Origin of the sequence: Streptomyces netropsis, from assembly GCF_014203545.1 — a bacterium.
Lineage (GTDB): Bacteria > Actinomycetota > Actinomycetes > Streptomycetales > Streptomycetaceae > Streptomyces > Streptomyces netropsis.
This window is the reverse complement of the sequence record NZ_JACHJG010000001.1, coordinates 519847-543526: the sequence shown is the minus strand read 5'-3', so window position 1 is coordinate 543526 and position 23680 is coordinate 519847. Positions and strand designations below refer to the sequence as shown.

Genomic DNA, 23680 nt, shown 5'->3' with positions numbered 1-23680 from the left:
GGGACCCCCGTCGCGGGGGTTTCACGCACACAGAAACGGAGAACCCATGACGATCGCGGACATCGGCTACGGCAAGCAGTTCGAGGGCTGGTACGACCGCATCTTCCAGGACGACGCCTCCGCGCGGGTCGCCGTCGAGGCCCTGGCCGGGTTCCACCCGGACCCGGCCTCGGGCACGCTGGAGTTCGGCGTGGGGACCGGCCGGATCGCGCTGCCGCTGTCGCACCGCGTCGGCCCGGTCACCGGCGTGGACTCCTCGCGGGAGATGCTGGCGGCCCTGGAGAAGAAGGCCGACGAGGGCGAGGTGACCGCCGAGCTCGGCGACATCCGGACCTACCGCGGCGAGCGGCAGTACGGCCTGGTCTACTGCGTCTGCTCCACGCTCGCGCAGATCCTCGACCCCGAGGGCCAGCGGGAGGCCGTCGCCCGGGCGGCCGAACTCCTGCGGCCCGGTGGCCGGTTGCTGGTCGAGACGCACAACCGGCCGGGCATCGTCGCCCAGCACGAGGGGCTGACGCGCACCACGATGTTCGTGCCCTACCCGGAGCCGAACACGGGCATCCAGATGCACGCCACGCTGCTGATGGACAACCGGGTCTGGCAGGTGTCCACCGTGTGGTTCGAGGCGGACGGCACGCACCGCATCGGCACCGAGGCCGTGCGCCTGCTCACGCCCGACGAGGTGGACGGCTACGCGCGGGACGCGGGGCTGCTGCCCGAGGGTCATTACAGTGACTGGCAGCAGACCGCCTACTCGCCCGCGGCCGGTCTGTTCGTCGCGTCGTACACCAAGTCGGCATGAATCTCCGGGAGATAGTCCGCCGCCACCGGGCCCTGCTGATCATCGGCGTCGGCATGGGCCTGGTCGGCGCGGCGGCCACGCTCGCCCAGCCCTGGATGCTGGGCCGGCTGATCGAGGCCGTGGCCCTGGACAAGCCGATCGCCTGGACCGTCACGTTCATCGCGCTGTTCTTCGTCGCGGACGCGGCGCTGAGCGCCGGACACGCCTACGCGATCGGCCGGGCCGGCGAGAACATCGTCTTCGACGCCCGGCGCGTCCTGGGCGGCCGACTACTGCGCAGCCAGTTCCCCGCCTTCTCGCGCCTCGAGCACGGCGACGTCTTCGCGCGCACCGTGTCCGACACCTCCATCGCCTGCCTGGTCATCGCGCAGGCGCTGGCGCAGGTGGTCACCTCCGTCTTCATGCTGGCCGGCGGCATCGTGCTGATGGCCGTGCTCGACTGGAAGCTGCTGCTCGCCACGGTCGGCTGCCTCGGCCTGGCCAGCGGCGGTGCGCTGCTGCTGGCCCGCCAGGTGCGCATCGCCGCCCTGCGGAACCGGGAGAACATCGGCGCGTTCGGCTCGGGTCTGCAGCGCGTGCTCGGCGCCATCACCACGGTCAAGGCGTCCCGCGCCGAGGAGCGGGAGACCGAGGAGCTGGCGCGGCTGGCCGACCGGGTGCGGCACAGCGGGATCCGGGTCACCGGGTTCAGTTCGCTGCTCACCCCGGCGATGAACGTCGGCACACAGCTCTCGCTCGCCGTCGTCATCTCCTGGGGCATGGCCCGGGTCGCCACCGGGTCGCTGTCGCCCGCCGACCTCACGTCGTTCGTGATGTACCTCTTCTACGTGGTCTCGCCGCTGGTGATGCTCTTCATGTCGATCGGCCAGATCCAGCAGGGCCGCGCCGCCGTCCAGCGCGTGACGGAGCTGGGGGGCATTCCGCAGGAGGAAGACGAGAAGGCGCCCGGGAAGCGGCGGGAGCGCGCGGCCGTCGCGGAGTCGGTGCCCGCGGTCCGCTTCGAGGGCGTCGCCTTCTCGTACCACGACAACGCCCCGGTGTTGCGGGACGTCTCCTTCACCCTGCCGCGTCGCGGCCTGACCGCGATCGTCGGCCCCTCCGGCGCCGGCAAGACCACGACGTTCCAGCTCATCGAGCGTTTCTACCGCCCGGACTCCGGCACCATCCATGTCGCGGGTCACGACACCGCCACGTTGAAGCTCGCCGAACTGCGGTCGTTGGTCGGCTACGTCGAGCAGGACGCACCGCTGCTGCGCGGCACGATCCGTCAGAATCTGACGTATGCGAACCCCGACGCCGACGCCGCGGACATCGCCCGCGCGCTGCGGCTCGCCAGCCTGGAGGACTTCGTCGCCGGGCTGCCCGACGGGCTCGACACGGAGCTCGGCGAACGCGGCGCCGGGCTGTCCGGCGGCCAGCGGCAACGCCTCGCCATCGCCCGTACGTTGCTGCAACGACCGGAGGTGATCCTGCTGGACGAGGTCACCGCGCACCTGGACAGCGACACCGAGGCCGCGCTGCGCGACACGATGGCGGAAGCCGCCGGCGAGTGCGCCGTGCTGGCCATCGCGCACCGGCTGTCCACCGTCGTGCAGGCCGACCGCATCATCGTGATGGAGGAGGGCCGCGTGCGGACGATCGGCACCCACCGGGAGCTCATCGCCTCCGACGAGGTGTACCGGCGGCTCGCCAGCCAGCAGTTCGCCGCCGAGGACGCGCTGACATGACGCGCGCCGACGTCGCCGTCGTGGGCAGCGGACCGAACGGTCTGGCCGCCGCCGTCACCATGGCACGCGCCGGGCTGAGCGTGCACGTCCATGAGCAGGCCGCCGCGATCGGCGGCGGCCTGCGCGGCGAGGCGCTGTTCGACTCCGAGGTGTGGCACGACATCTGCGCCGCCGTGCACCCCATGGCGGCCGCGTCCGCGTTCTTCCGCGAGTTCGACCTCGCGGCCCGCGGCGTCCGGCTGCTCCGGCCGCCGATCAGCTACGCGCACCCGCTGGACGGCGGCGACGCCGCCTTCGCCTACCGCGACCTCGCACAGACCTGCGCCCGGCTCGGCCCGGACGGCGGGCGCTGGCGGCGGCTGATGGAGCCGCTGGTGCGGCACAGCACGGGCGTGACCGACTTCCTGCTGTCCGGCCAACGGTCCCTGCCGTCCGACCTGTCAGCCCCTCTGCTGCTCGGCCCGCGCGTGCTCGACCACCTCCTGCGGGGCGGCGGACTCCGTACCGAGGGGGCCCGCGCACTGCTCACCGGGGTCGCGGCGCACGCGGTGGGCCGGCTGCCCAGCGTGCCCGCCGGCGCCATCTCGCTGCTGCTCGGGCACCTGGCGCACGCGACCGGCTGGCCGCTGCCGCAGGGCGGCAGCGTCCGCATGGCCGAGGCGCTGGCCGACGACCTGCGGGCGCACGGCGGTGTACTGCACACCGGCCACCGGGTCACCGACCTCGCGGAGCTGGACGCCGGGGTGATCATGCTGGACACCACCCCGCGCGGCCTGCTCGCCCTGGCCGGCGACCGGTTGCCGCCGCGCTACCGCCGGGCGCTGGAACGCTTCCGCTACGGCCCGGGCGCGGCGAAGGCCGACTTCCTGGTCGGCGAGCCCATCCCGTGGGCCGATCCCGAAGTGGGCCGGGCCGGGACCGTGCACCTGGGCGGCACCCGCGCCGAGACGCTCGCGACGGAGAACGCGGCCGTCCGGGGCGAGGCCGGCGAGGAGCCGTTCGTGCTGCTGGTCGACCCGGCCGTGACCGACCCGGGCCGTGCCGTGGGCGGCCGCCGCCCGGTGTGGGCCTACGCGCACGTGCCGAACGGCGACACCCGGGACCCGGTACCGCTGATCACCCGCCGCATCGAGCGGTACGCGCCCGGTTTCGCCGACACGGTCCTCGCGTCGCGCGGCGTGCCGGCGGCCGCGTACGAGAGGTACAACCCGAACTATCCCGGCGGCGACATCGGCGCGGGAGCCATCACGCTCACGCAGTCCGTGTTCCGGCCGACGCCCGCCTGGAATCCGTACCGCACCCCCCTGCCCGGGGTGTACCTGTGCTCCGCGTCGACGCCACCGGGCCCCAGCGTGCACGGCATGTGCGGCCACTTCGCCGCCCGGGCCGCCCTCCGCCGCGAGTTCCGCATCACCACAGCGCCGCCCTTGGGGCCCGAGGGCGGCGCCATCCCCATCGAGAAGACCAGGAGAGCGCCATGAGCAGCACGCACCGCCCCACCGCCGCGGAGGACTTCGCCGGATACCTCCGCGCCTACCACGCCGACGCCTTCGACGGGGACGAGCCCGTCGAGGAGGTCTGGGACCGCTACCACCTGCCCGACGGCACCCACCACGTCAACGGCCGGGAGTGGGACCGCAAGAAGATCCTGCGCGGCGTCCGCTCCCGGCGCTCCCTCGGCGCGTCGTACGAGCTGTACATCCACGAGGTGACCGTGGAGGGGCGCCGGGCCGCCGCCCGGTACACGATCGGCACGCCCATGCTGTGGAAGGTCCAGAGCGCCACCGACACGGCCGTCTTCGCCGAGCTGGCCGAGGACGGGCGGGTGGCCCGCACCAGCATCTTCTCCGCCGGCCGCGCCGGCTGGTCGGGGCCGGGCAAGGACGATCCGTTCGACAGCGCGGCCCGCCCCGCGCCGGGCACCGCCCCGGCGCCGCCGCCCGCCGCCGGGGCCGAGCCGACACCGGCCCAGGACCCGGCGCACTACCTGCGGGCCTTCTACACCGCCGGGTACGACCCTGCGGTGCCGGCCGCCGAGGCCCACGACCGCTTCCACACCCCCGACGCGCTGCACCAGGTCGGGGGGAAGGTGATGCAGCGCTCCGGCGTCCTGAAGGCCCTGGAGGAGGGCCGGAAGCTGGGCCACACCTACCCGGTGGACGTGCACGAGACGCTGCGCGAGGGCAATCGCTTCGCGGCCCGCTACACCACCAGCCACGACGGGAAGCCGACGCGGCGCCAAGAGGTCTTCGCCTTCGGCGAGTTCGCCCCCGACGGCCGCGTCCGGCTGGTCCGCTTCGTGCTCCAGCCCGGCTACGGGGCGTAGGGGTCCGGCCGTCCGGTCGTGGCGGTCCGGGCGGGGGTGAAGCAGGTGTTGTCGGCGGGCACGCCGTCGTGCTCCCGGCCGTCGTCGTCCTGGTACCGCCAGCTGAAGCGCAGGCCGTGGGCGGAGGTGATGTCGGGGCCGTCCATGAGCTGGAAGTGCAGGTGCGGCTCGGTGGAGTTCCCCGAGTTGCCGCACTCCGCCAGCGGCTGCCCGGCCGTGACCCGGTCGCCCACGGCCACCTTCAGCGAGCGGCGCCGCAGGTGCGCGAAGACGGCGTACGTCCCGTCGCCGAGGTCGAGGACGAGGTGGTTGCCCAGCAGGTGGCGGGGAGAGCCGAGGGAACGTACGAAGCCCTCCGGGACCACGTAGATCACTCCGGCCAGCGAGGAGCGCGACAGGTGGTCCCGCTGCCCGTCACCGGCGGCCACCACCCGGCCGTCCGCCGGGGCGAGCAGCGGCTCGCCGAACGCCGGATAGGCCTCGGGGCGCCGCGCCAACGGCCAGAACCACACGGGCTTCGGCGCCGGACGGCGGGCCAGGTCGATGGCGTAGGTCTGCGCGAGGTTGTGGGTGTGGCTGGGCACCTTGGTGGCGGGCCCGTTGTGCGCCATCCAGCGGCCGTTCATGGGGACGTCGAGCGCCAGCGGCGGGGCCTCGTCGCGCGGTGGGCGCTGCGCGAGGGTCATCGCCCTGCGCATCAGCAGACCGACTATGACCAGGGCGACCCCGGTGAACCATAACGGCCCGATGCCCTGGGCGTTGACGACGATGCACACGGTGCCCGCGGCCACCACCAGGCCGTGGCGCTTCCAGACGTGTCGCAACATGGGAGCCTTCCGTAAGGCGAACCGGCAGAGGGGGCCCAGCCTTCCAGATGCGGGAGGGGCGACGGTGGGATCCGATCACCCAAGAGGCCCCCGGCCCGAGTGACCCCAGAGCCTTGGACAGGCCTTCACCTGCTGTGACATCTGCATCCGCACCGGAACAGCTCCGCCTCTTCTGTCCAAGTGCACCCTTCCGCCCCTCCCGGTATCGTCCATATCGCATAATCCACCCAAATCGCCGCGTCGTTGTCCGGCTGGGCAGCCGCGGGTGTCGGCAGAGGAACGGGATCACGTGGCCAAGCACGGCATCCATGTGGTGGCTGCCACCGCCGCCCTGGCCTTGGCGGCGTTCGGCTGCCCGACAGCGAGCAGTGCCGCGTCACCACCAGGCCATACCGGCGGGCCCCACCCGACCGGCCCGTCGCGGTTCGTGCCCGGTCCCTGCCCGAGGACGCCCGAGCCGATCGCCGCGCTCCGCACCGCGCGGTGCGGTTTCCTGGAAGTCCCCGAGAACCGCGCCCGCCGCGGCAGCCGGACGATCCGGCTGGCCGTGGCGGTCATTCCCGCCACGTCGGCCAAGCCCGCCGAGGACCCGGTGGTGTTCATGTCGGGCGGCCCGGGCGGCGAGACGTTCGACGACATCCCGTTCCTGGTCGACTCCGGCCTGAACCGGGACCGCGAACTGATCATCATGGCCCAGCGCGGCAACCTCTACGACCGGCCGAGCCTCGCCTGCCCGGAGATGGACCGGTTCAACGCGCGGTACGTGGGGCTCGGCTACGACTCGCCGCAGGCGAAACGGCTCCTGCTGGACTCGGTGAAGAAGTGCCGGAACCGCCTGGCAGCCGACGGGATCGACCTGAGCGCCTACAACACCAAGGAGAACGCCGCGGACTTCGCCGCCCTGCGCACGGCACTGGGCATCCCCCGGTGGAACCTCTACGGGCACTCCTACGGCACCAACCTGGCCCTCACCTACCTGCGCGACAACCCTCAGGGGATTCGCGCGGTGGCACTCGACTCGGCCACGGCTCCGCAGATCGTCACCCTGCCGTGGGGCTGGAGCAGCGCCCGGGAGGGGATCGGCAACGTCCTCAAGGCGTGCGCGGCCGAGTCCCGCTGCAAGAGCCGCTACCCGGACCTCCGCCGAACCCTCACCGAGCAGGTGCGCAAGCTGGAAGCGCACCCCTTGACGCTGAACGCCCGGCCGCCACGCGGCGGAGACCCGGTGAAGGTCGTCCTCGACGGGGGCGCACTGCTGAACATCCTGGTCGCCAATGCCATCCCGTTCCCCGACGTCCCCGCGGCGATCGAGGAGCTCGCCCACGGACGTCCGGAGCGCTTCGCGCGGGCCCGCGCGGCCGACTCGGCTGCCGTCGTCGGCATGACCGCGCACGGCCTGACGGAGTCGGTGGTGTGCAGCGAGTGGGTGCCGGGGACGTCGAAGTCCGACGTGCTGAAGGCGGGGCGCCGGGCCTTCCCCGGGTGGCCGGACACGGTCCTGGCCCAGGCACCGCAGCTTCCCTTCCAGCACGAGGTGTGCCGCATCTGGCACGTTCCCGACCGCGCCACCTCCCACCGGGTGGCCACCACCAGCGCGGTGCCGACGCTCCTGGTCGCCGGGACATTCGATGCGAAGGTCGGGTCGAGCTGGTCCCGGGCTGCGGCTCGCACTCTGTCCCGCTCGACCTCCGTACGGGTCCCCGGAATCGGACACTGGGTGGTCCCGCAATCGGCCTGTGCGCAGAAGGTGTTGGCCTCGTTCCTCGCCCGTCCGACCGCGCCCGACACCCGTTGCGTGGCCGGTCTGACGCCGAAACCGTTCACGATCATCCCGAAGTGACCTGGAGAGGCAGATGGCACTCACCCACATACCCCGCCGTCGCCGTACCGCGCGCCGGCTCCACACCGCGCCGGCCGCGGTAGTGACCGGAATCCTCGTCACCGGGCTGCTCGCCACACCCGCGGGCGCAGAACACTCCACCGGCGCGGCGGTCGGCACGGTCACCCGGACGGTGGGCGGTGCCCGCTTCGAGCCGGGCCCCTGCCCGAAGACGGCGGAGCCGATCGCCGAGCTCAAAAAGGCACGTTGCGGAACCCTCACCGTGCCCGAGAACCGCGCCAAGCCGGGCGGTCGGCGGATCACCCTCGGTGTCGCCATCGTGCCGGCGGCGGCCGCCAAACCGAAGCCCGACCCCATCGTGTGGCTCGCCGGCGGCCCCGGCGACGACGCCGTCGGGGAAGCGAAGATGGCCATCGACGGCGGTCTGAACCGCGACCGGGACGTGATCCTCATGTCCCAGCGCGGTACGTACTCGGCCGACCCGGCGCTCCTCTGCCCCAACGTCGACCGGTTCAACGCACGCGCGGTCGGCCTCGTCTACGACGCTCCGTCCACCGGGCGCCTGCACGTCGAGGCCACGAAGGCCTGCCGCGACCGGCTGGCGGACCGCGGGGCCGACCTCAGTGCCTACAACGACATCGAGAGCGCCGCCGACTACGCGGACCTGCGCACCGCGCTCGGCATCAAGCAGTGGAACCTCTTCGGCATCTCCTACGGCACCCACCTGGCGCTGGTCTACATGCGCCTGCACCCCGAGGGGCTCCGCTCGGTGGGCATCGACGGCATATTGCCGCCGTCCAGGGCGGGGTCGGCCCTGGCCTGGAGCAGCGCCCGGGAGGGCTTCGACGGCCTGTTCAAGGCCTGCGCGAAGCAGTCGGCGTGCAACAAGCGCTATCCGAACCTGTCGGCCACCTTCGAACGGCTCGTCCGTGACCTCGAAGCCAAGCCGGTCACCACCACCGTCAAGGTCCCCGGCAACGACAAGCCGGTGAAGGTCGTCCTCGACGGCGGAGCCCTGGTGAACTGGCTGACCACCGCCACCCACGTGGCGACCCAGGTACCCCGCGCCCTCGACGAGCTGGCCCACGGCAAACCGCAGCGGATCGCGCAGCAGTGGGCGGGCTGGAAGCTCAACCCCCAGGGCATGGGAGTGGTTTCGCACGGCCTCGCCTACGGCATCTTCTGCAGCGAGTGGACGCCGTACGAGAGCCGGGCCAAGGCGCTGCGGGGCGGGCAGAACGCGTTCCCGTCGTTCCCCCGCTCGGTGCTGGCCCAGGCTCCGCAGCTCACCTTCCTCCGTCCGGACTGCGACGTCTGGAACGTCCCCGCGGCGCCGCGCTCGATCCGGGACGTCACGCGGAGCGACATCCCCACCCTCGCCCTGTCGGGCGGCTTCGACGCGCAGACCGGGGCGGCCAACGGGCCGTACGTCGCCCGTACGCTGAGCCGCGCCACCGTCGTCACGGTCCCCTACGAGCCCCACGTGGTGATCGCCACGTCACGGTGCGCCCAAGAGATCACCGCTTCCTTCTTCGACAGACCGACCGCTCCGAAGACCGGGTGCCTCAAAGGCCTCAAGCCGCCCCGCTTCGAGATCGGCCCGTGAAGCGGCGAGTGGACCGACGTTCATGAAACAGACCCCCGGTCCGAGTGGACCGGGGGCCTGACGCAGGCTTTCACCTGCTGTTTCATCTGTGGGCACAGACGGATTTGAACCGCCGACATCTGCTTTGTAAGAGCAGCGCTCTACCGCTGAGCTATGCGCCCCGAACGAGGTGACAGCCTACATGGCCCGGCCCGTATCCCCGCAAACCCGATTCGGGGTGGGGTTAACCCCACCCCGAAGCAGGGAGTGGGCTACATGCCGCCCACCGGCCGCCGGTCCCTAGAGTCGGGAGCACCCGCAGTCCCGCTGCCGAACTCACGGAGTCCCACGTGCTTCCCCGCTTTCGTACCCGCGCCGCCGTCCGTCTGTCCCTCGTCGTCGGTGCGGTGCTGACCGCCGGGGTCACGCTGACCGGGTGCGGCGGGGCCAACGCCGAGGACGCGGAGCCGGAGCGGCGGACGTTCTCGCTGGAGGGGCGGGAGCTGACCGTGGACGCGGACAATTCCGAGCTCGAGCTGGTGACCGTCGACGGGAAGACCAAGGGCCTCAAGGTCACCCGGTGGTTCGACGGGTGGACCGTGGGCGGGGAGTCGAAGGCCACCTGGGCGATGCAGGGCAGCACGCTCAAGCTGCGGGAGAAGTGCGACGGGCTGATGAACAACTGCGCGTCGAAGCACCGCATCGAGGTGCCGCGCGGGGTGAAGGTCACCGTGCGGGACAACAACGGCGTGGTGCGGGCGCGCGGCTTCGAGACCGACCTCAAGGTCCACACCGACAACGGGAAGATCGACATCGCGGACTCCAAGGGGAACCTCGACCTGTCGTCCTCGAACGGCGAGGTCGTCGCCGCCCGCGTCGCCCCCCTGAAGGTGAAGGCGGCCTCCTCCAACGGCACGGTCCGCCTCTCGCTGACCCGCGTCCCCGACCGGGTGGAGGTGACCAGCCACAACGGCGCGACGAAGGTCGAGCTGCCCCGCGCCACGTACGACGTGACCGCGGAGAGCCAGAACGGCAAGGTCGACGTGGACGTCCCGCGCGACAGCGCCAGCCACCGCAAGGTGACCGCGCGCACCCAGAACGGCGAAGTCACGGTGCGATCGGCGAACTAACCGCCCTGTGTGTTCGTCCTTAACGGGTGGGAGAATGGCATCCGGGCCTGGGGCGATCCATCGGGAGAGGGCAAGTGACGGCGACCTTCGCGCAGTCCGTACGACCGGCACGTCGCCGTTTCAGCGCTGTGGCGGCCGTGGCCCGGGAGACGGTCGCGCTCGCGCTGCTGCCGCTCCCCCTGTTGGTCGCCGTGGCGCCCGCCGCCTTCGCCGGCGGGGGCACGCGCCGCTGGGGCTGGGGCCGCGGCGAGGAGCAGCGGGCGGACGCGCAGGCGGCGAAGGACGCGGCCGCCGCGGCGTTCTACGAGCTGGACACCGCGCAGCGCGATCTGCGGATCTCCATCGAGACGATCACCGCGGTGGACTCCTCCCCCGCCGCCCGCAAGGCGGCGGGCGACTTCGCCGCCTTCGGGCAGCGCATCGACCAGGTCTCCCACGCCTACATCACCGCCGTCGACGCGCACGACCTCGACCGCGAGGGCCTCGACGGCGCGGCCGCCAACCGTGCGCGGGGCGACCTGACCAAGGCCAAGGACGAGCTGGAGCGGGTCAAGGCCGAGCTGGAGCGGTTCGGGCAGAGCCTCGGGCCGCTGCTGGGCACGGCGGAGACGCAGCTGGCACGGCTCGCGCCGGCCGTCGAGCGGGCCCGGCAGGGGCTGCTCGCCGCCAGTAACGCGCTGGACGCCGTCCGGGCCTCCGGGATCAAGGCCGACGACCTGGCCGCGCGGCTCGCCGCGCTCTCCCCCGAGCTGACCAAGCTCAACCAGGGCGCCGGGCAGCACGGCGTGCAGGAGACCATCCAGCGCGCGGACCGGGTGCTGCGGGAGGCCGAGGCCATCCGCGGCGAGGCCGACCACCTGCCGCAGAAGGCCGCGGACATCGACAAGCGGCTCGTCTCGCTGCGTACGCGCGCGCAGGCGATCACCACGCGCGCCTCCGGCGTCGCCCCCGTCCTCAGCGAGCTGCGCCGCCGCTACAGCGCCGCCTGCTGGCAGGACCTCCAGCAGGTGCCGGAGGAGGCCGAGCGGGCCGTCCGGCAGGCGGAGGAGAAGCTCGCCGAGGCGCGGACCGCGCGGGACGAGCAGCACTGGGCGGACGCCACGGCGAGACTCGCGACCGTACGGGCCCTGCTGAACACCACCGAGGAGGCCGTGTCGGCGGCGGGTGACCGGCTGCGGCGGCTGGACGAGGTGTCGTTCGACCACCAGAAGGAGGTCGACCGGACCCGCTTCGCGATCCGTGACGCGCAGCGGCTCGCGATGGCCGGGCGCAGCACCCCGGACCCGCGTCACGCCCGTCCCCTGGACGACGCGGTGGCCCGGCTGGACCGGGCGGTCGCGGGCCTGGAGGGCCGCCACCCCGACTGGTGGCACTTCCTCACCGAGACGGAGGCGGTACGGCGGTCCGTCGCCCGTGTGGTCCAGGAGATCCGCGAGGAGCGGGGCCGCTGAGGCCTGTCCGGCGGATCTTCGCGGGCTCCCGACGCCCGGCTCTGGGAGGTGCCGCCCCCGGTGCCGCTCGCTGTCCACGAAGATCCACCGGACAGGGGCTGGCGCCGTGGCCATCGGCCGCCGCCCCGGCCCGCCGGCTGGTTATGCTGCCCGCATGCCTCGCTACGAATACCGCTGCAAAGCCTGTGGTGACACCTTCGAACTCAACCGGCCCATGGCCGAGTCCGGCGCTCCCGCGACCTGCCCCGAAGGGCACGCGGACACCGTGAAGCTGCTGTCCACCGTCGCCGTCACGGGTGGCGCGGCGCCGTCCGCTCCGCCGTCGGGCGGCGGCGGAGGCGGCGGTTGCTGTGGGGGCGGTTGCTGCGGCTGATACCGGCGCCCAGGCGGCGTTCGGCGGATCCTCGGCTGCGGGCCGTCCGTGCCGCCTGCGGCGGCGAGCGCCCTGCGGGCGCGTCCTCAAACGCCGGACGGGCTAGTTTTGGCTGAGCCCCAACCGGGAACCGTCCCGCGCTTGAGGACTACACCCGGCGGGCCAGGGTCAGCCCGTCCGCGACGGTGAGCATGACGCCGTCCATCCGCGCGTCGGCCGCCGCGTGCTCGTTGAACGCCTTGACCGCCGCGCCCATGCCCGTGGCGGCCGGGTCGACGACCTGGCCGGCGAAGAGGACGTTGTCGACCACGACGAGACCGCCGGGGCGCAGCCGCGGCACGATCTCCTCCCAGTAGTCGATGTAGCCGTCCTTGTTCGCGTCGATGAACGCGAGGTCGATGTGCGGCTCGGCGGGCATGGCGCGCAGGGAGTCCAGGGCGGGTGCGATCCGCAGGTCGACCCGGTCGGCCACCCCGGCCTTGGCCCAGGCCTCGCGTGCGTAGGCCGTCCACTCCTCCGAGATGTCGAGGGTGATCAGCGTGCCGTCGGCGGGCAGCGCCTGGGCCATGGACAGCGCCGACAGACCGGTGAAGGTGCCGACCTCCACGACGTGCCGGGCGCCGGTGAGCCGGACGAGGAAGGCCAGCAGCGGCCCCTGTTCCTCGGCGATCTGCTTGACGGCCTCGCGGGGCAGCGCGGTGTGGGTGACGTCGACCAGGGCGCGCTGCGTCGGGTCGAGCGCGGGATTGTGGGCGAGTACGTAGGCGTACAGCTCGGGGGTGAGCGGTGGCCTCTTGATCTCCATCGGACGATCTCCTCGGCTTGCCGGTCGAAGAAAGTACGGCTCGGCGGGGCACTGGTAGGCCCGCGGAGCCGCACCGCGAGCCTAGCCGCACCCCACTCCCCTACGGGCGGAGTTCCGGCCCCACGACCGAGCCGAACGCCCGGAGGATCTCCTCGCCCGCCGTCACGCCCTTGGTCTCCAGCGCGGTGACGTGCGGCGCGGTCCAGCCGGCCTCCGCCAGCTCGCCGTGGCCGGGCCGCCAGCCGCGGTCGGCGGCCAGCAGCAGATCGGCGTCGAGCAGGGAGTCACCGGCGGCGAGCACCTCACAAGCGCCCGTCCGGCGCGCGACCTCGGCGACGGCGGCGCTCTTGGTCAGCGGCTTCGGCACGGCGTAGACCTTGCGCCCCTGGAGGGAGACGGACCAGCCGCGCTCCCCCGCCCACACGGAGAGCTCCTTGACCCACTCGTCCGGCAGCAGCGACCGTTCGACGACGAGGTAGGCGAAGAGGTCCTCGGCGGTGCGCTCCTTGAGCAGCCACGCCGGGTCGGCGGTCCGCACCAGATGCGCGCGGACCTCCGCCAGCGTCGCGCACTCGTCGGCGAGCCGCCGCTCCACGCCCGCCCGCCAGTCCCGGTCGGACTCGCCCCGTACGAGCAGCTCCCCGCCGTTGGCGCAGATCGCGAACTCGGGCACGGGTCCGGGCAGCCGGATCCGGCCGTACTGCTCGCGGGTGCGGGTGGTGGTGGGCACGAACGTGGCCGTACGGGCCAGCTCGTCCAGCAGGATGGCCGCGGTCTCCGTCAGGTACGACAACGGCTTCTGCTGGTACGTCTCGACGCACAGCAGGCGCGGCGCCTGCGCGTCGGGCATGCCCAGGGCGAGGGCCGCGGCGGAGTAGATGAGGGTCCGGTCGAGGTCGCTGGCGACGAGAACGGTCACTTGGCCGCCACCGCCTTGCCGTCCGCGCCGGTCGCGCCCCGGGTGTAGCGGGGGTGGATCAGGCCGACGCAGCTGTAGGGCAGGCCGTCGACCTCCTCCACCGGCACCCCGCGCTGCGCGGCCAGCAGCCGCACGTGGTCGAGGTCCGCGCCGGCGCCGCGCGAGGCGAGGATCTTCCAGGGGACGCGGCGCAGCAGGACGCGCGTGGTCTCGCCGACGCCGGGCTTGACGAGGTTGACGTCGTGGATGCCGTACTCCTCGCTGATCCGCTCGACGGCCGCCCAGCCCTCCCAGGTGGGCGTGCGGTCGGTGGCGGCGAGCTCCTTGACGTCGGCGGTGACGTCCTCGCCGACCTCGTCGAAGCGGGCGGAAACGGTGTCGAGGAAGGCTCCCGACACATCGGCGCCGGCCAGCTCCCGGTAGAACTTGGCGCCGTGGAAGTCGTGCGGGCCGACGAGGTCGGCGCGCAGGACGGTACGGGATATCAGCCCGGAGACGGTCGAGTTGAGGCACGCGGACGGGATGAGGAAGTCGTCACGGGTGCCGTAGGTCTCGACGCAGTGGCCGGGGTCGGCGAGCACCGCGATGCGGGGGTCGAAGCCCTCGAACTCCTCCAGGGCGTCGGCAAGTTCGCGGGTGATGGCGCCCTTGCCGGTCCAGCCGTCGACGAAGACGACGTCGGCCGGGTCGTGGTGGGCGGCGATCCAGCGCAGGGCCGTGGTGTCGATGCCGCGCCCCCGGACGATGGAGGCGGCGTAGTGCGGCAGGTCGAGGCCGTGCGCGTGGTGCGCCCAGCGACGCATCAGCACGCCCACGGGCGTACCGGCGCGGGCCAGCGAGACCAGCACCGGGCGGGGCGACCGCTCGGCGAGCACGGTCTCGGTGACCACGCCGACCGCCCGCGCCATCCGGGACGCGGAGGCGTCGAGCGCGGAGCGGAAGAGCGCCTGGTAGTCCGCGCTCGGCTGGTACTCGACCGGCAGCGACTCCGCGTAGTGCGCGCCGCCGCTCTGGATGGCCTCCTCGCGCTCCTCGGTGGGCGCTTCGAGCGATACGCCGGACAGGTCCTGGAGGAGCCAGCCGACCTCGTCGGGGGCGTACGAGGAGAACGCGGGGCCGCGGAGCGGTTCGGGCATGGACGGCACCTGTCCGTGGGCGGGAACGTACGAGGGGACAACAGCGAGCACAACGTCCGGAATGTGTGCGGACAGTGCATCCAACAGGCCGCCCGGGGCGCCCAGTTCGGGAGTATCACCAACCGAGTCGACGACGACCACGACGGCGTCGAAGCGGGCACCGGCGACGTTGTAGGCGTACCGCTCGCCGGGGCCGTCGGCGGGGTTGTCGTGGGCGGGGAAGCGGATGCGCGTGCGGATCGCGTAGCCGGGGTCGTCCACGGCGAGGACGGGTGAGCGGGTGGTGGTGGAGTAGCTCACGGAGATGTCGGCGGACGTGCTCTGGAGGGAGTCGGCGAGCCGCAGAGGGGCGTACATCAACTCCTCGTTACCAAGGACGAGCACCCGCGAGGCATCCGACGGCAGGGCCCGGGCAATCCGGCCGGCCATCCCGGGCAGGGCCGCCTCCAACAGCTCCCGATGGACGGGCGTGAAGCCGTGCCGACCACCGTCGGGCAGCCCGTCCGGCCAGCCGAGGTCGACGCGCACGGGGGCGGCCTCACCCCGGAGGCCGCGTCGCCGCACATCGATCGCCTCGGCCTCCAGGGAAGCGGCAGCCGCCTCGTACTCCGCGACCAGCTCCTGCCCCCGCGACAGCACCCCCTCCGGCAGGAGCACCGTGCCCGAGGCGTGGGCAACGAGGTCCACCCGCGCGCCCAGCCCGGCCGCGAACTCCGCGAGACCGGCCCGGTCGTCGTCCGAGCGCATGTCGACCAGGGCCACGACCACGTACCGCTCGCGGGGGAAGCGGGCGTGCAGGGCGGCGATGGTGTTCAGGACCGTGCGGCCCGTGGAGAACTCGTCGTCCACCAGGACCAGCGGGCCGTCGCCCGACAGCAGCTCCGGGTCCTCGGGCAGCAGCAGGTGCGAGGTCGCGTGGCTGTGCTCCTCCTCGAAGCCGCCGACGGGTGCGACGCCCGGCACGGGACGCCGGGTGGAGTGCAGATACGGGGCGAGCCCGATGCCGTCCGCCACCGCGTGCCCCAGACCGGTGGCGGTCTCGGCGTAACCCAGCACGACCGCCCGCGCGGCGTCCGCGTCGCCCAGCAGCTCCCGCACCCGCCGGCCGAGAGCGAGCCCGGGCCCGTACACGGCCCGGGGACGCGTGGGGACGTGCTTGCCCAGCACGTTGGAGACGAGCAGATGCGCCCGCTTGGGGTTGCGCCGCAGCGCGAGACCCAGCAGTTCCGGCAGTGCCGCGTCACCCTCCAGCCCGACCCCGAGCCGGTCCGCGACCCAACTCCCCGACCACACCGCGCCGTCGTTCCCCATACCGTCCTTACGCTCGCGTTTCGTACTCATACGGTCTGCACACCCGCCGCCAGCAGCTCCACGAAGCTCACGTCCTCCCGCGCGACGCCGAACACCTCGGCGCGCAGCAGGGTCCGCTCGGCCCAGGCCCGGTGCGGCTTCACTTCGTTCATTTTGTTCGTATAGGCGGAGCGCAGCACTCCACCACCGTCGCGTTCCGGCCGCAGGATGTCCTGGGCGTCGCTGAACTCCTCGTGGCTGACGACCGAGAGCGCGTGCACGGGTGCGACGTGCGAGGGGTGGATGCAGGTCTTGCCCTGGAGGCCGTTGGCCCGGTCGAGCTGGATCTCGCGGAGCAGGCCGTCCATGTCGTGCTGGATGAGGGCGGTGCGCAGCGCCTCGGCCGGGCCGGCGAAGGGGCTGCGGCGCAGCTGCGGCTTGAACATCCGCTCCGGCACCCGGAAGTACTCCCAGACCGGGCCGGTGACGGTGAAGCCGCTGCCGTCCGCGCGGCCGAGGACGTTGACCACGTCGGCTATGACGGAGGCGACGAGCTGGACGTCGTAGGCGGTCATGTCGGGCGCCCTACGCAGCCCGTACGCGGAGCAGAAGTCCGTCACGCCGAGGCGCAGCGCCAGCACCCGGTCGCGGTACTTCTCGACGGTGCGGGCGATCCCGGTCAGCGTCTCGGTCCGCGTCTCCAGGTGGAGCAGCTCGGGCGACTCGAGGACGGGCATGGCGAAAAGCCGTCGGCCGCAGGCGTTCTCGGCCTCCGTCAGCGCTTCGAGGAAGGGCACGCCACGCTCTTCGGTGAACTTCGGCAGTACGAATCCGGACAGCAGCCGCCGCCCAGCCGGGCCGAGCCGCCGCGCGAGGCCGGTGATCTGCTCGGGCTCGCGGACCCGGATGAACAGCAACGGCACACGACCGTCGCCCGGGCGGCCCGGCGCGCCCGGATCAGCCGGATCGGTCGCACCGGCGGCCAGCTCGGCGAACTGCCGGACGAGGTTCTCCTCCGCGCCGGCCACCTCGTCGTCGCCGATGGAGTCCTCCAGGCACAGGACCATGGACACGACACCGCGGTCGGCCTGCTTGAGGATGTCCCGGGCGAGCTCGGGCCGGGTCGCGGGGCTGTAGAGCGTGGCGCCGAGGGCGACGGCGAGCGTACGGGCCGGGGAGTCCGCACCGAATTCCGCGGGCTCCTGATGGAACAATCCATTCCGCACGACAGGCGCAAGATGTCCGAAGTGCCTCATCGCTCTCCCCGTGGCTGCGGCTCCACCGGCCGTCCAGCCGGAAGCATGGCCGATTATGGTACGTCCGGCGTTGGGTCAAGAGTTCCCCAAGTCCATGACGATCTCATGACTCACGTGGGTCCTTCCGGTGTCCAGTGTCACCGATGCCGACCGCGTAACCGCCCCCTACGTTGTCCGCGGCCCACGCGGGAGGGCAGGATTGCGGGCATGACGCACGCGATGCTGAAGGGGTCGAACATCCCGCTGGAGGCCCGGACCGTACGGGCCGTACTGCGCTGGACTCCCGGCCCGGGCGTCCCGGACGTGGACGCTTCGGCGCTGCTCCTGGGCGACGAGGGGCGTGTGCGTTCGGACGAGGACTTCGTCTTCTACAACCAGCCACGGCACCCGTCCGGCCTGGTCCGCCATCTGCCGAAAAAGCGGCTGGTCGAAGGCTTGACGGACTCGATCGAGGCCGATCTGGCGATGCTGGACGACTCGGTGCACCGGGTCGTCCTGGCCGCCTCGGCGGACGGCGGCTCCTTCGGGCAGGTCCGGGACCTGCGGGTGCTGCTGTACGACACGGCGGGCGGCACGCAGACGTCTCAGCCTTCCGGGGACCCCGTGGCGGTCTTCGAGGTGCAGCCGGAGACGGGCGACGAGACGGCCATGCTCTGCGGAGAGCTGTACCGCCGCGGGGAGGGCTGGAAGTTCCGGGCGCTGGGACAGGGGTACGCGTCCGGGCTGGTCGGCCTGGCCACCGAGTACGGGATCTCCGTGGACGAGTCCGAGGGCGCCGAGGGCGTGGCCGCACCCGAGTCCGCCGCCGCACCGACTGCCTCACGGGCCGCAACCGGCCCGGAGGGCGCACAGGGCCCCGCCACGGACGACACGGACGCGACCCAGGCCATCATCCCCGCACCCGCCTCCGAGCCCGTAGCGGCCCCGCAGCCCCCCGCCACGCCGCCCGCGTCCACGTCGGCGCCCGGCTACGGCTACCCGCCACCGCCCACCGCACCGCCGTCGGTGCCGCCGTCGGTGCCTGCCGCCCAGCCCGCGTACGGCTATCCCCAGCAGCCGTCGGCCCAGGCGCCCGGGGCGACGGGGGCACCGGCGTACGGCTACCCGCAGCAGCCCCCGGCGCCCGTGACCCCGCCCCCGGCGCAGCCGCCGGCCCAGCCCTCGTACGGCTACCCGCAGCAGCAGCCGCACCAGCCGTCCTACGGGTATCCGCAGGCGCGGCCCGTGCCCGACCCGGCCTTCCGGCTGCCGCCGCAGGGGCCGCAGTTCCAGCAGAACCGGTGAGGGACGGCTGAACCCAGGTGTGAGCGCGGGCTCCGACCCGTCGGACCCCCGCTCACACCTTCGTCTTGTACCCCCTGCCCCACTGCAGGCCCCAGCCGTACAACCGGTCCAGCTCCGCCTGGAAGCCGTAGACGTACTTCATCTCGCGCCGCAGGATGATCTCGCCCTTCACGTTCTCCAGCATCACGACGGCGCAGGAGCGGGCCTCGGGGGCGCGTTCGTTGAGCGCGATCTCGATCTGGGGCCCGTTGCCGGGGAAGAGCGTCACCAGGGCGTGCGTACGGTCGAACGCCGGGGTGCCGTCGTAGATGTAGACGAAGATCAGCAGACGCTTGATCTTGTCCCGGTGGTCCATGTTGACGTAGATCGTCTCGCCGGACCCCGAGCCGAACCGGTCGTCCCCGCTGAGCTGGACGTACGGCGCGTTGTTGAGGCTGCCCAGTATGTTGCCGAGCGGTTGGACCACGCCTTTGGCACCATCCTGGAGTTCATACATACAGGCGAGGTCGAGGTCCACGTTGACCATGGCGGGACCCTGCGCCTGCACCATCTCCGGTCGGAACTTGCGGAACGGATGACGCAGCCCGGTGCCGAACGCGGGCCGGTCACCGAAGTCCGACGTCCGCATCCGCCAGGAGAGATTGACCCGCAGATTGCCCGAAAGGGCGCCCTGCTTGGTCAGCGAAAAGGTGGGATTGCGCTTGGTCAGCTCCACCGATCCGTTGGTGCCACTGGTGTCGAACTGGCGTGCGCTCGCCCGCCCCCAGTTGCCGAAAAACCTGTCCCGGAACTCCATCCCTCGACCCCCACCCTGTTTCGCCCCGAATCGCACCCCGAAACCGCTGCGGGGCGGCCACGAGGACTCGCCTCATGACCGCCCCGCTTAGAGCGTTCCTCGTTTATGCCCCGGTCACACGCCGGACGGGACCTCGGCCTTGTCGCCGGAGTCCGGGTCGCCGTTCCTCGCGAGGGCGCGGTTGCGGCGCACGGAGGACCAGAACGACCAGCCGATGAGCGCCACACCGATGCCACCGGTGACGATCTCGGGGATCTCGTACTGGATGGAGACCATCAGGATGAGGGCCAGCGCACCGATCGCGTAGTGCGCGCCGTGCTCCAGGTAGACGTAGTCGTCCAGGGTGCCCTGGCGGACCAGGTAGACGGTGAGGGACCGGACGTACATGGCGCCGACGCCGAGGCCGAGCGCCATCAGAACGATGTCGTTGGTGACGGCGAAGGCGCCGATGACACCGTCGAAGGAGAAGGACGCGTCGAGGACCTCGAGGTAGAGGAACATGAAGAACGCGGCCTTGCCGGCGAGCACGATGGCCGGGGCCTTCTTGCCGCTCTTCTTGGCCGCTTCCTCGAGCTCGTGCTCGCGCTCTTCCTCCTCCTCGAGCTTGTCCTCGAAGTAGGCGGAGAGACCGCCGACGATCAGATAGGTGATCAGACCGCCGACGCCTGCCAGCAGCACCGTGGCCGCCTTGTCGACGTGCGTGCCGCCGTGCTGGTGCGCCTGCGTCGCGAAGGTCATCGCCGAGACCATCAGGACGATCAGCGAGATGCAGACCGACAGCATGTCGATCTTGCCGAGCTTCGCCAGCGGGCGCTCCAGCCAGCCCAGCCACTTGATGTCGCGGTCCTCGAAGATGAAGTCGAGGAAGATCATCAGCAGGAACATCCCGCCGAAGGCCGCGATCGCCGGGTGGGCGTCGGTCACCAGCTGCTGGTACTGGTCCTTGTCGTTCAGCGCGAGGTCGACGGCCTCGATGGGGCCGACCTGGGCGCTGATCGCCACGATGACCACGGGGAAGACCAGCCGCATGCCGAAGACGGCGATCAGGACACCGATGGTGAGGAAGATCTTCTGCCAGAAGGCGCTCATCTTCTTCAGGATTCCGGCATTGACCACGGCGTTGTCGAAGGACAGCGAGATCTCGAGGACGGACAGGATCGCGACGATCCCGAACGCTTCCCACCCCCCGTAGAACCACGCTGCGACCAGTCCCAGGGCGGTGATGCCGAAGGACCAACCGAAGGTTTTCAGAACCACTGGCTACCCAATCGTGTAAGTACGAGGTCCCCCGCGCCGTGGCGCGGCTTTACGAAACGTTGACCCCGAAGTCTAGAGCGATGCCCCGCAGTCCCGACGCGTACCCCTGTCCGACCGCTCGGAACTTCCATTCCCCGCCGTAGCGGTAGACCTCACCGAAGATCATCGCCGTCTCGCTGGAGGCGTCCTCGCTCAGGTCGTAGCGCGCCAGCTCGGCGCCGTCGGCCTGGTTGACCACGCGGATGAAGGCGTTGCTGACCTGGCCGAAGCTCTGACCACGGGTGTCGGCGTCGTGGATGGAGACCGGGAAGACGATCTTGTCGCAGGACATCGGCACCTTGGCGAGGTCGATCAGGATCGACTCGTCGTCGCCGTCGCCGTCACCCGTGAGGTTGTCGCCCGTGTGTTCGACGGAGCCCTCGGGACTCTTGAGGTTGTTGTAGAAGACGAAGTACTCATCACCGAGCACCCGGCCGTTCGCGCAGAGCAGCGCGCTGGCGTCGAGATCGAAGGGGGCTCCGGTGGTGGAGCGCGCGTCCCAGCCGAGGCCGACGGTCACGTTGGTGAGATTCGGTGCGGCCTTGGAGAGGGAGACATTGCCTCCCTTGGCGAGCGTTACGCCCATGATCTTGATTCCTCCCCGAGATGGAACGAGATGGGTGTCCATGCGCGTCCGGCGCCGCACTCCCGGCCCACGGCGAAGGCCTGGGGCGGGTGTGCGGCGCCGGACGCGATCAGGATGATCGGTCGAGTGCGACCGCCGAGGTCAGACGTTGACGCCGAAGTCCTGGGCGATGCCGCGCAGGCCGGAGGCGTAGCCCTGGCCGATGGCCCGGAACTTCCACTCGGCGCCGTTGCGGTACAGCTCGCCGAAGACCATGGCGGTCTCCGTCGAGGCGTCCTCGCTCAGGTCGTAGCGCGCCAGCTCGTTGTTGTCGGCGGCGTTCACCACGCGGATGTACGCGTTGCGCACCTGGCCGAAGCTCTGCGTGCGCGACTCGGCCTCGTAGATGGAGACCGGGAACACGATCTTCTGCACATCGGCCGGGACGCCGGCCAGGTTGACCTTGATGACCTCGTCGTCACCCTCGCCCTCACCGGTGAGGTTGTCACCGGTGTGCTCGACGGAGCCGTCGGGGCTCTTGAGGTTGTTGAAGAAGACGAAGTTCTGGTCGTTGGTGACCTTCCCCTGGTCGTTCGCCAGCAGGGCGCTGGCGTCCAGGTCGAAGTCCGTACCGGTGGTGGTACGGGCGTCCCAGCCGAGACCGACGATGACCGCGGTCAGGTTCGGGGCCGCCTTGGTCAGCGAGACGTTGCCGCCCTTGCTGAGACTGACTCCCACGAGTCCTCCATTGGTTGAGGGGGCCGGAACCACTCGGCGAGACCTGCGCCCCCGTTGTGCGATGGCATCCGATCAACGTTTTGATCCTAGTGACCGGTTCCCACCGATTACAGGGTCTTGCACGCAAGGGCACGCGGAGAGCGCTCGGATTGCCCTCGAAGTGACTCAAACTACAGCGAAACGGACGACGGTCGCATGCCCGGAGCTCCTTGGACGAATCACCGGGCGAACCATCGGCCGGATCAGAGGGCGGCGAGCGCCTTGGAGTACTCGTTCAGGTCGCGCGCGTCCGGCAGGCCGTTGACGATCGTCCAGCGCACGACGCCCTCCTTGTCGATGATGAAGGTGCCGCGGACCGAGCAGCCCTTCTCCTCGTCGAAGACGCCGTAGGCGCGGCCGGCCTCGCCGTGCGGCCAGAAGTCGGACAGCAGCGGGTACTCCAGACCCTCCTGCTCGGCGAAGACGCGCAGCGAGAAGGGGGAGTCGCTGGAGACGGCGAGCAGCTGCACGTCGTCGTTGGCGAACTGCGGCAGCTCGTCGCGCAGGGCGCACAGCTCACCGGTGCACACGCCGGTGAACGCGAAGGGGTAGAAGAGCAGTACGACGTTCTTGTGACCACGGAAGTCGGAGAGCCGGACGGTCTCGCCGTGCTGGTTCTTCAGCTCGAAGTCCGGGGCCTTGGTGCCGACCTCAATCGCCATGGGTTCGCATCCCTCGTCTCGACAAAATGCCGGCCCTGGGTCGGTCGATCACGGCCTACCCGCCGGCGGGTTGCGGCCAGTGTGTCACTGCGCCCCCCGCGCGATACAGCGCGCCCCCCGGCAGCGGTGCTGCCGGGGGGCGCGGTGGTCGTGCTCGGCGGTGGGAAGGCCGGCCCTGGAGGGCTAGCGCTTCGGGGCGACCAGGCGGGCGCCGGTCCAGTCCTTGGCCACGCTGACGCTCTTGGTCTGGCTCAGACCCGCGGTCTGCGCCGCCTCACTGGTGTCGCTCGGCTCGATGTAGCCGTCGCGGCCGGTCTTGGGCGTCATCAGCCAGATGATCCCACCGTCCTCGAGCAGGCCGATGGCGTCCACGAGCGCGTCCGTCAGGTCGCCGTCCTCGTCGCGGAACCACAGGACGACGGCGTCCGCCACGTCGTCGTATTCCTCGTCAACGAGATCCTGGCCGGTGATTTCCTCAATGGCCTCGCGGAGCTCCTGATCGACATCGTCGTCGTAGCCGATCTCCTGGACCACCTGCCCGGGCTGGAAACCCAGCCTGGCGGCAGGGTTGGTCCGCTCCTCCGCGTGGTCCGCGGTCGCGCTCACGGATTGCCTCCTGTCTTGTTTCGAGAAAATGTCTTGTTGTTCCTCGCTTACGCGAGGCATTGGCGGTAGTCCACACGTGACGGGCGGTTCGCGCAAGTACCCGGCCCTCCACCCCGCCCAAACGTTGACGTCTCGCCGCAACTCCAACCATGGAAGAGCACGGGCGAGTGATTCACGACACAGCGTTCTGTCGGTTTTGTGAAGTTGCACCGCACGATTACGGCAAT

Annotated in this window: 21 protein-coding genes and 1 tRNA gene; 10 read left to right on the top strand and 12 right to left on the bottom strand. The window is 71.4% G+C overall.

From position 1 onward, the window contains the following. The first annotated feature begins 46 nt into the window (after positions 1–46). The 4 genes from FHS38_RS02425 to FHS38_RS02410 are packed head-to-tail and all read left to right on the top strand — an operon-like array spanning position 47 to position 4855. Entirely contained in the window at positions 47–802 is a 756-nt protein-coding gene (locus tag FHS38_RS02425; RefSeq protein ID WP_184730135.1) for a class I SAM-dependent methyltransferase, read from the top strand. After that, positions 799–2529: an ABC transporter ATP-binding protein gene (locus FHS38_RS02420; RefSeq protein ID WP_184730133.1), complete on the top strand. Its 1731-nt coding sequence runs from the start codon at positions 799–801 to the stop codon at positions 2527–2529. The genes FHS38_RS02425 and FHS38_RS02420 overlap by 4 nt, the downstream gene beginning before the upstream one ends. Continuing rightward, positions 2526–4010: a phytoene desaturase family protein gene (locus tag FHS38_RS02415; RefSeq protein ID WP_184730131.1), complete on the top strand. Its 1485-nt coding sequence runs from the start codon at positions 2526–2528 to the stop codon at positions 4008–4010. Before FHS38_RS02420 ends, FHS38_RS02415 begins: the two co-directional genes overlap by 4 nt. Then, entirely contained in the window at positions 4007–4855 is an 849-nt protein-coding gene (locus FHS38_RS02410; RefSeq protein WP_184730129.1) for a nuclear transport factor 2 family protein, read from the top strand. Before FHS38_RS02415 ends, FHS38_RS02410 begins: the two co-directional genes overlap by 4 nt. Here FHS38_RS02410 and FHS38_RS02405 read toward each other — a convergent pair. After that, positions 4843–5682: a M23 family metallopeptidase gene (locus tag FHS38_RS02405; protein ID WP_184730127.1), complete on the bottom strand. Its 840-nt coding sequence runs from the start codon at positions 5680–5682 to the stop codon at positions 4843–4845. The genes FHS38_RS02410 and FHS38_RS02405 overlap by 13 nt on opposite strands. 289 nt (positions 5683–5971) lie before the next feature. Between FHS38_RS02405 and FHS38_RS02400 the strand changes: the two genes are divergently transcribed. Continuing rightward, positions 5972–7522, top strand: a complete 1551-nt coding sequence (locus FHS38_RS02400) for an alpha/beta fold hydrolase (RefSeq protein ID WP_184730125.1) — start codon at positions 5972–5974, stop codon at positions 7520–7522. A 13-nt stretch (positions 7523–7535) separates the two neighbouring features. Beyond that, positions 7536–9128 carry an alpha/beta fold hydrolase gene (locus FHS38_RS02395; protein ID WP_184730123.1) on the top strand — a complete coding sequence of 531 codons (1593 nt, stop codon included), beginning with the start codon at positions 7536–7538 and terminating at the stop codon, positions 9126–9128. Between the two features lie 89 nt (positions 9129–9217). Here the strand turns inward: FHS38_RS02395 and FHS38_RS02390 are convergent. Further along, positions 9218–9289 (bottom strand) — tRNA-Val (locus FHS38_RS02390). A 168-nt stretch (positions 9290–9457) separates the two neighbouring features. Between FHS38_RS02390 and FHS38_RS02385 the strand changes: the two genes are divergently transcribed. From FHS38_RS02385 to FHS38_RS02375, 3 genes are all read left to right on the top strand, one after another. Further along, positions 9458–10237, top strand: a complete 780-nt coding sequence (locus FHS38_RS02385) for a DUF4097 family beta strand repeat-containing protein (protein ID WP_184730121.1) — start codon at positions 9458–9460, stop codon at positions 10235–10237. 128 nt (positions 10238–10365) lie between these two features. After that, positions 10366–11688, top strand: a complete 1323-nt coding sequence (locus FHS38_RS02380; RefSeq protein ID WP_184731082.1) for a hypothetical protein — start codon at positions 10366–10368, stop codon at positions 11686–11688. A gap of 154 nt (positions 11689–11842) precedes the next feature. Then, on the top strand, positions 11843–12061 hold the full coding sequence (locus FHS38_RS02375) for an FmdB family zinc ribbon protein (RefSeq protein WP_184730119.1): 219 nt from the start codon (positions 11843–11845) through the stop codon (positions 12059–12061). Positions 12062–12209: 148 nt separating this feature from the next. On the opposite strand, the gene FHS38_RS02370 is transcribed toward FHS38_RS02375, so the two are convergent. The 4 genes from FHS38_RS02370 to FHS38_RS02355 all read right to left on the bottom strand — a co-directional run bounded on the left by FHS38_RS02370 (position 12210) and on the right by FHS38_RS02355 (position 17467). Continuing rightward, the gene (locus FHS38_RS02370; RefSeq protein WP_184730117.1) at positions 12210–12866 is read right to left on the bottom strand and encodes an O-methyltransferase; all 657 of its coding nucleotides are present in this window, start codon (positions 12864–12866) and stop codon (positions 12210–12212) included. 100 nt (positions 12867–12966) lie between these two features. Further along, positions 12967–13785, bottom strand: coding sequence for an HAD family hydrolase (locus tag FHS38_RS02365; protein WP_184730115.1), 819 nt, complete (start codon positions 13783–13785; stop codon positions 12967–12969). Beyond that, complete coding sequence (locus tag FHS38_RS02360) at positions 13782–16232, bottom strand: phosphoribosyltransferase (protein WP_184730113.1); 2451 nt, start codon at positions 16230–16232, stop codon at positions 13782–13784. Before FHS38_RS02360 ends, FHS38_RS02365 begins: the two co-directional genes overlap by 4 nt. Positions 16233–16258: 26 nt before the next feature. Further along, positions 16259–17467, bottom strand: a complete 1209-nt coding sequence (locus FHS38_RS02355) for an HpcH/HpaI aldolase/citrate lyase family protein (RefSeq protein ID WP_184730111.1) — start codon at positions 17465–17467, stop codon at positions 16259–16261. A 207-nt stretch (positions 17468–17674) separates the two neighbouring features. On the opposite strand from FHS38_RS02355, the gene FHS38_RS02350 reads away from it, so the two are divergent. Next, a complete protein-coding gene (locus FHS38_RS02350; protein ID WP_184730109.1) occupies positions 17675–18751 on the top strand; it encodes a TerD family protein in 1077 nt (358 codons plus the stop codon). 52 nt (positions 18752–18803) lie between these two features. Here FHS38_RS02350 and FHS38_RS02345 read toward each other — a convergent pair whose 3' ends face one another. From FHS38_RS02345 to FHS38_RS02320, 6 genes are all read right to left on the bottom strand, one after another. Beyond that, positions 18804–19547, bottom strand: a complete 744-nt coding sequence (locus FHS38_RS02345; protein ID WP_184730108.1) for a TerD family protein — start codon at positions 19545–19547, stop codon at positions 18804–18806. Positions 19548–19661: 114 nt separating this feature from the next. Beyond that, complete coding sequence (locus FHS38_RS02340) at positions 19662–20804, bottom strand: DUF475 domain-containing protein (protein WP_184730106.1); 1143 nt, start codon at positions 20802–20804, stop codon at positions 19662–19664. Positions 20805–20853: 49 nt separating this feature from the next. Next, a complete protein-coding gene (locus tag FHS38_RS02335; protein ID WP_184730104.1) occupies positions 20854–21429 on the bottom strand; it encodes a TerD family protein in 576 nt (191 codons plus the stop codon). 141 nt (positions 21430–21570) lie between these two features. Beyond that, entirely contained in the window at positions 21571–22146 is a 576-nt protein-coding gene (locus tag FHS38_RS02330; RefSeq protein ID WP_130877592.1) for a TerD family protein, read from the bottom strand. A gap of 242 nt (positions 22147–22388) precedes the next feature. Further along, positions 22389–22847 (bottom strand): peroxiredoxin, encoded by a 459-nt coding sequence (locus FHS38_RS02325; protein WP_184730103.1) that lies wholly within the window; start codon positions 22845–22847, stop codon positions 22389–22391. A 183-nt stretch (positions 22848–23030) separates the two neighbouring features. Next, the gene (locus FHS38_RS02320; protein ID WP_184730101.1) at positions 23031–23453 is read right to left on the bottom strand and encodes a DUF3052 domain-containing protein; all 423 of its coding nucleotides are present in this window, start codon (positions 23451–23453) and stop codon (positions 23031–23033) included. Positions 23454–23680: the final 227 nt, after the last annotated feature.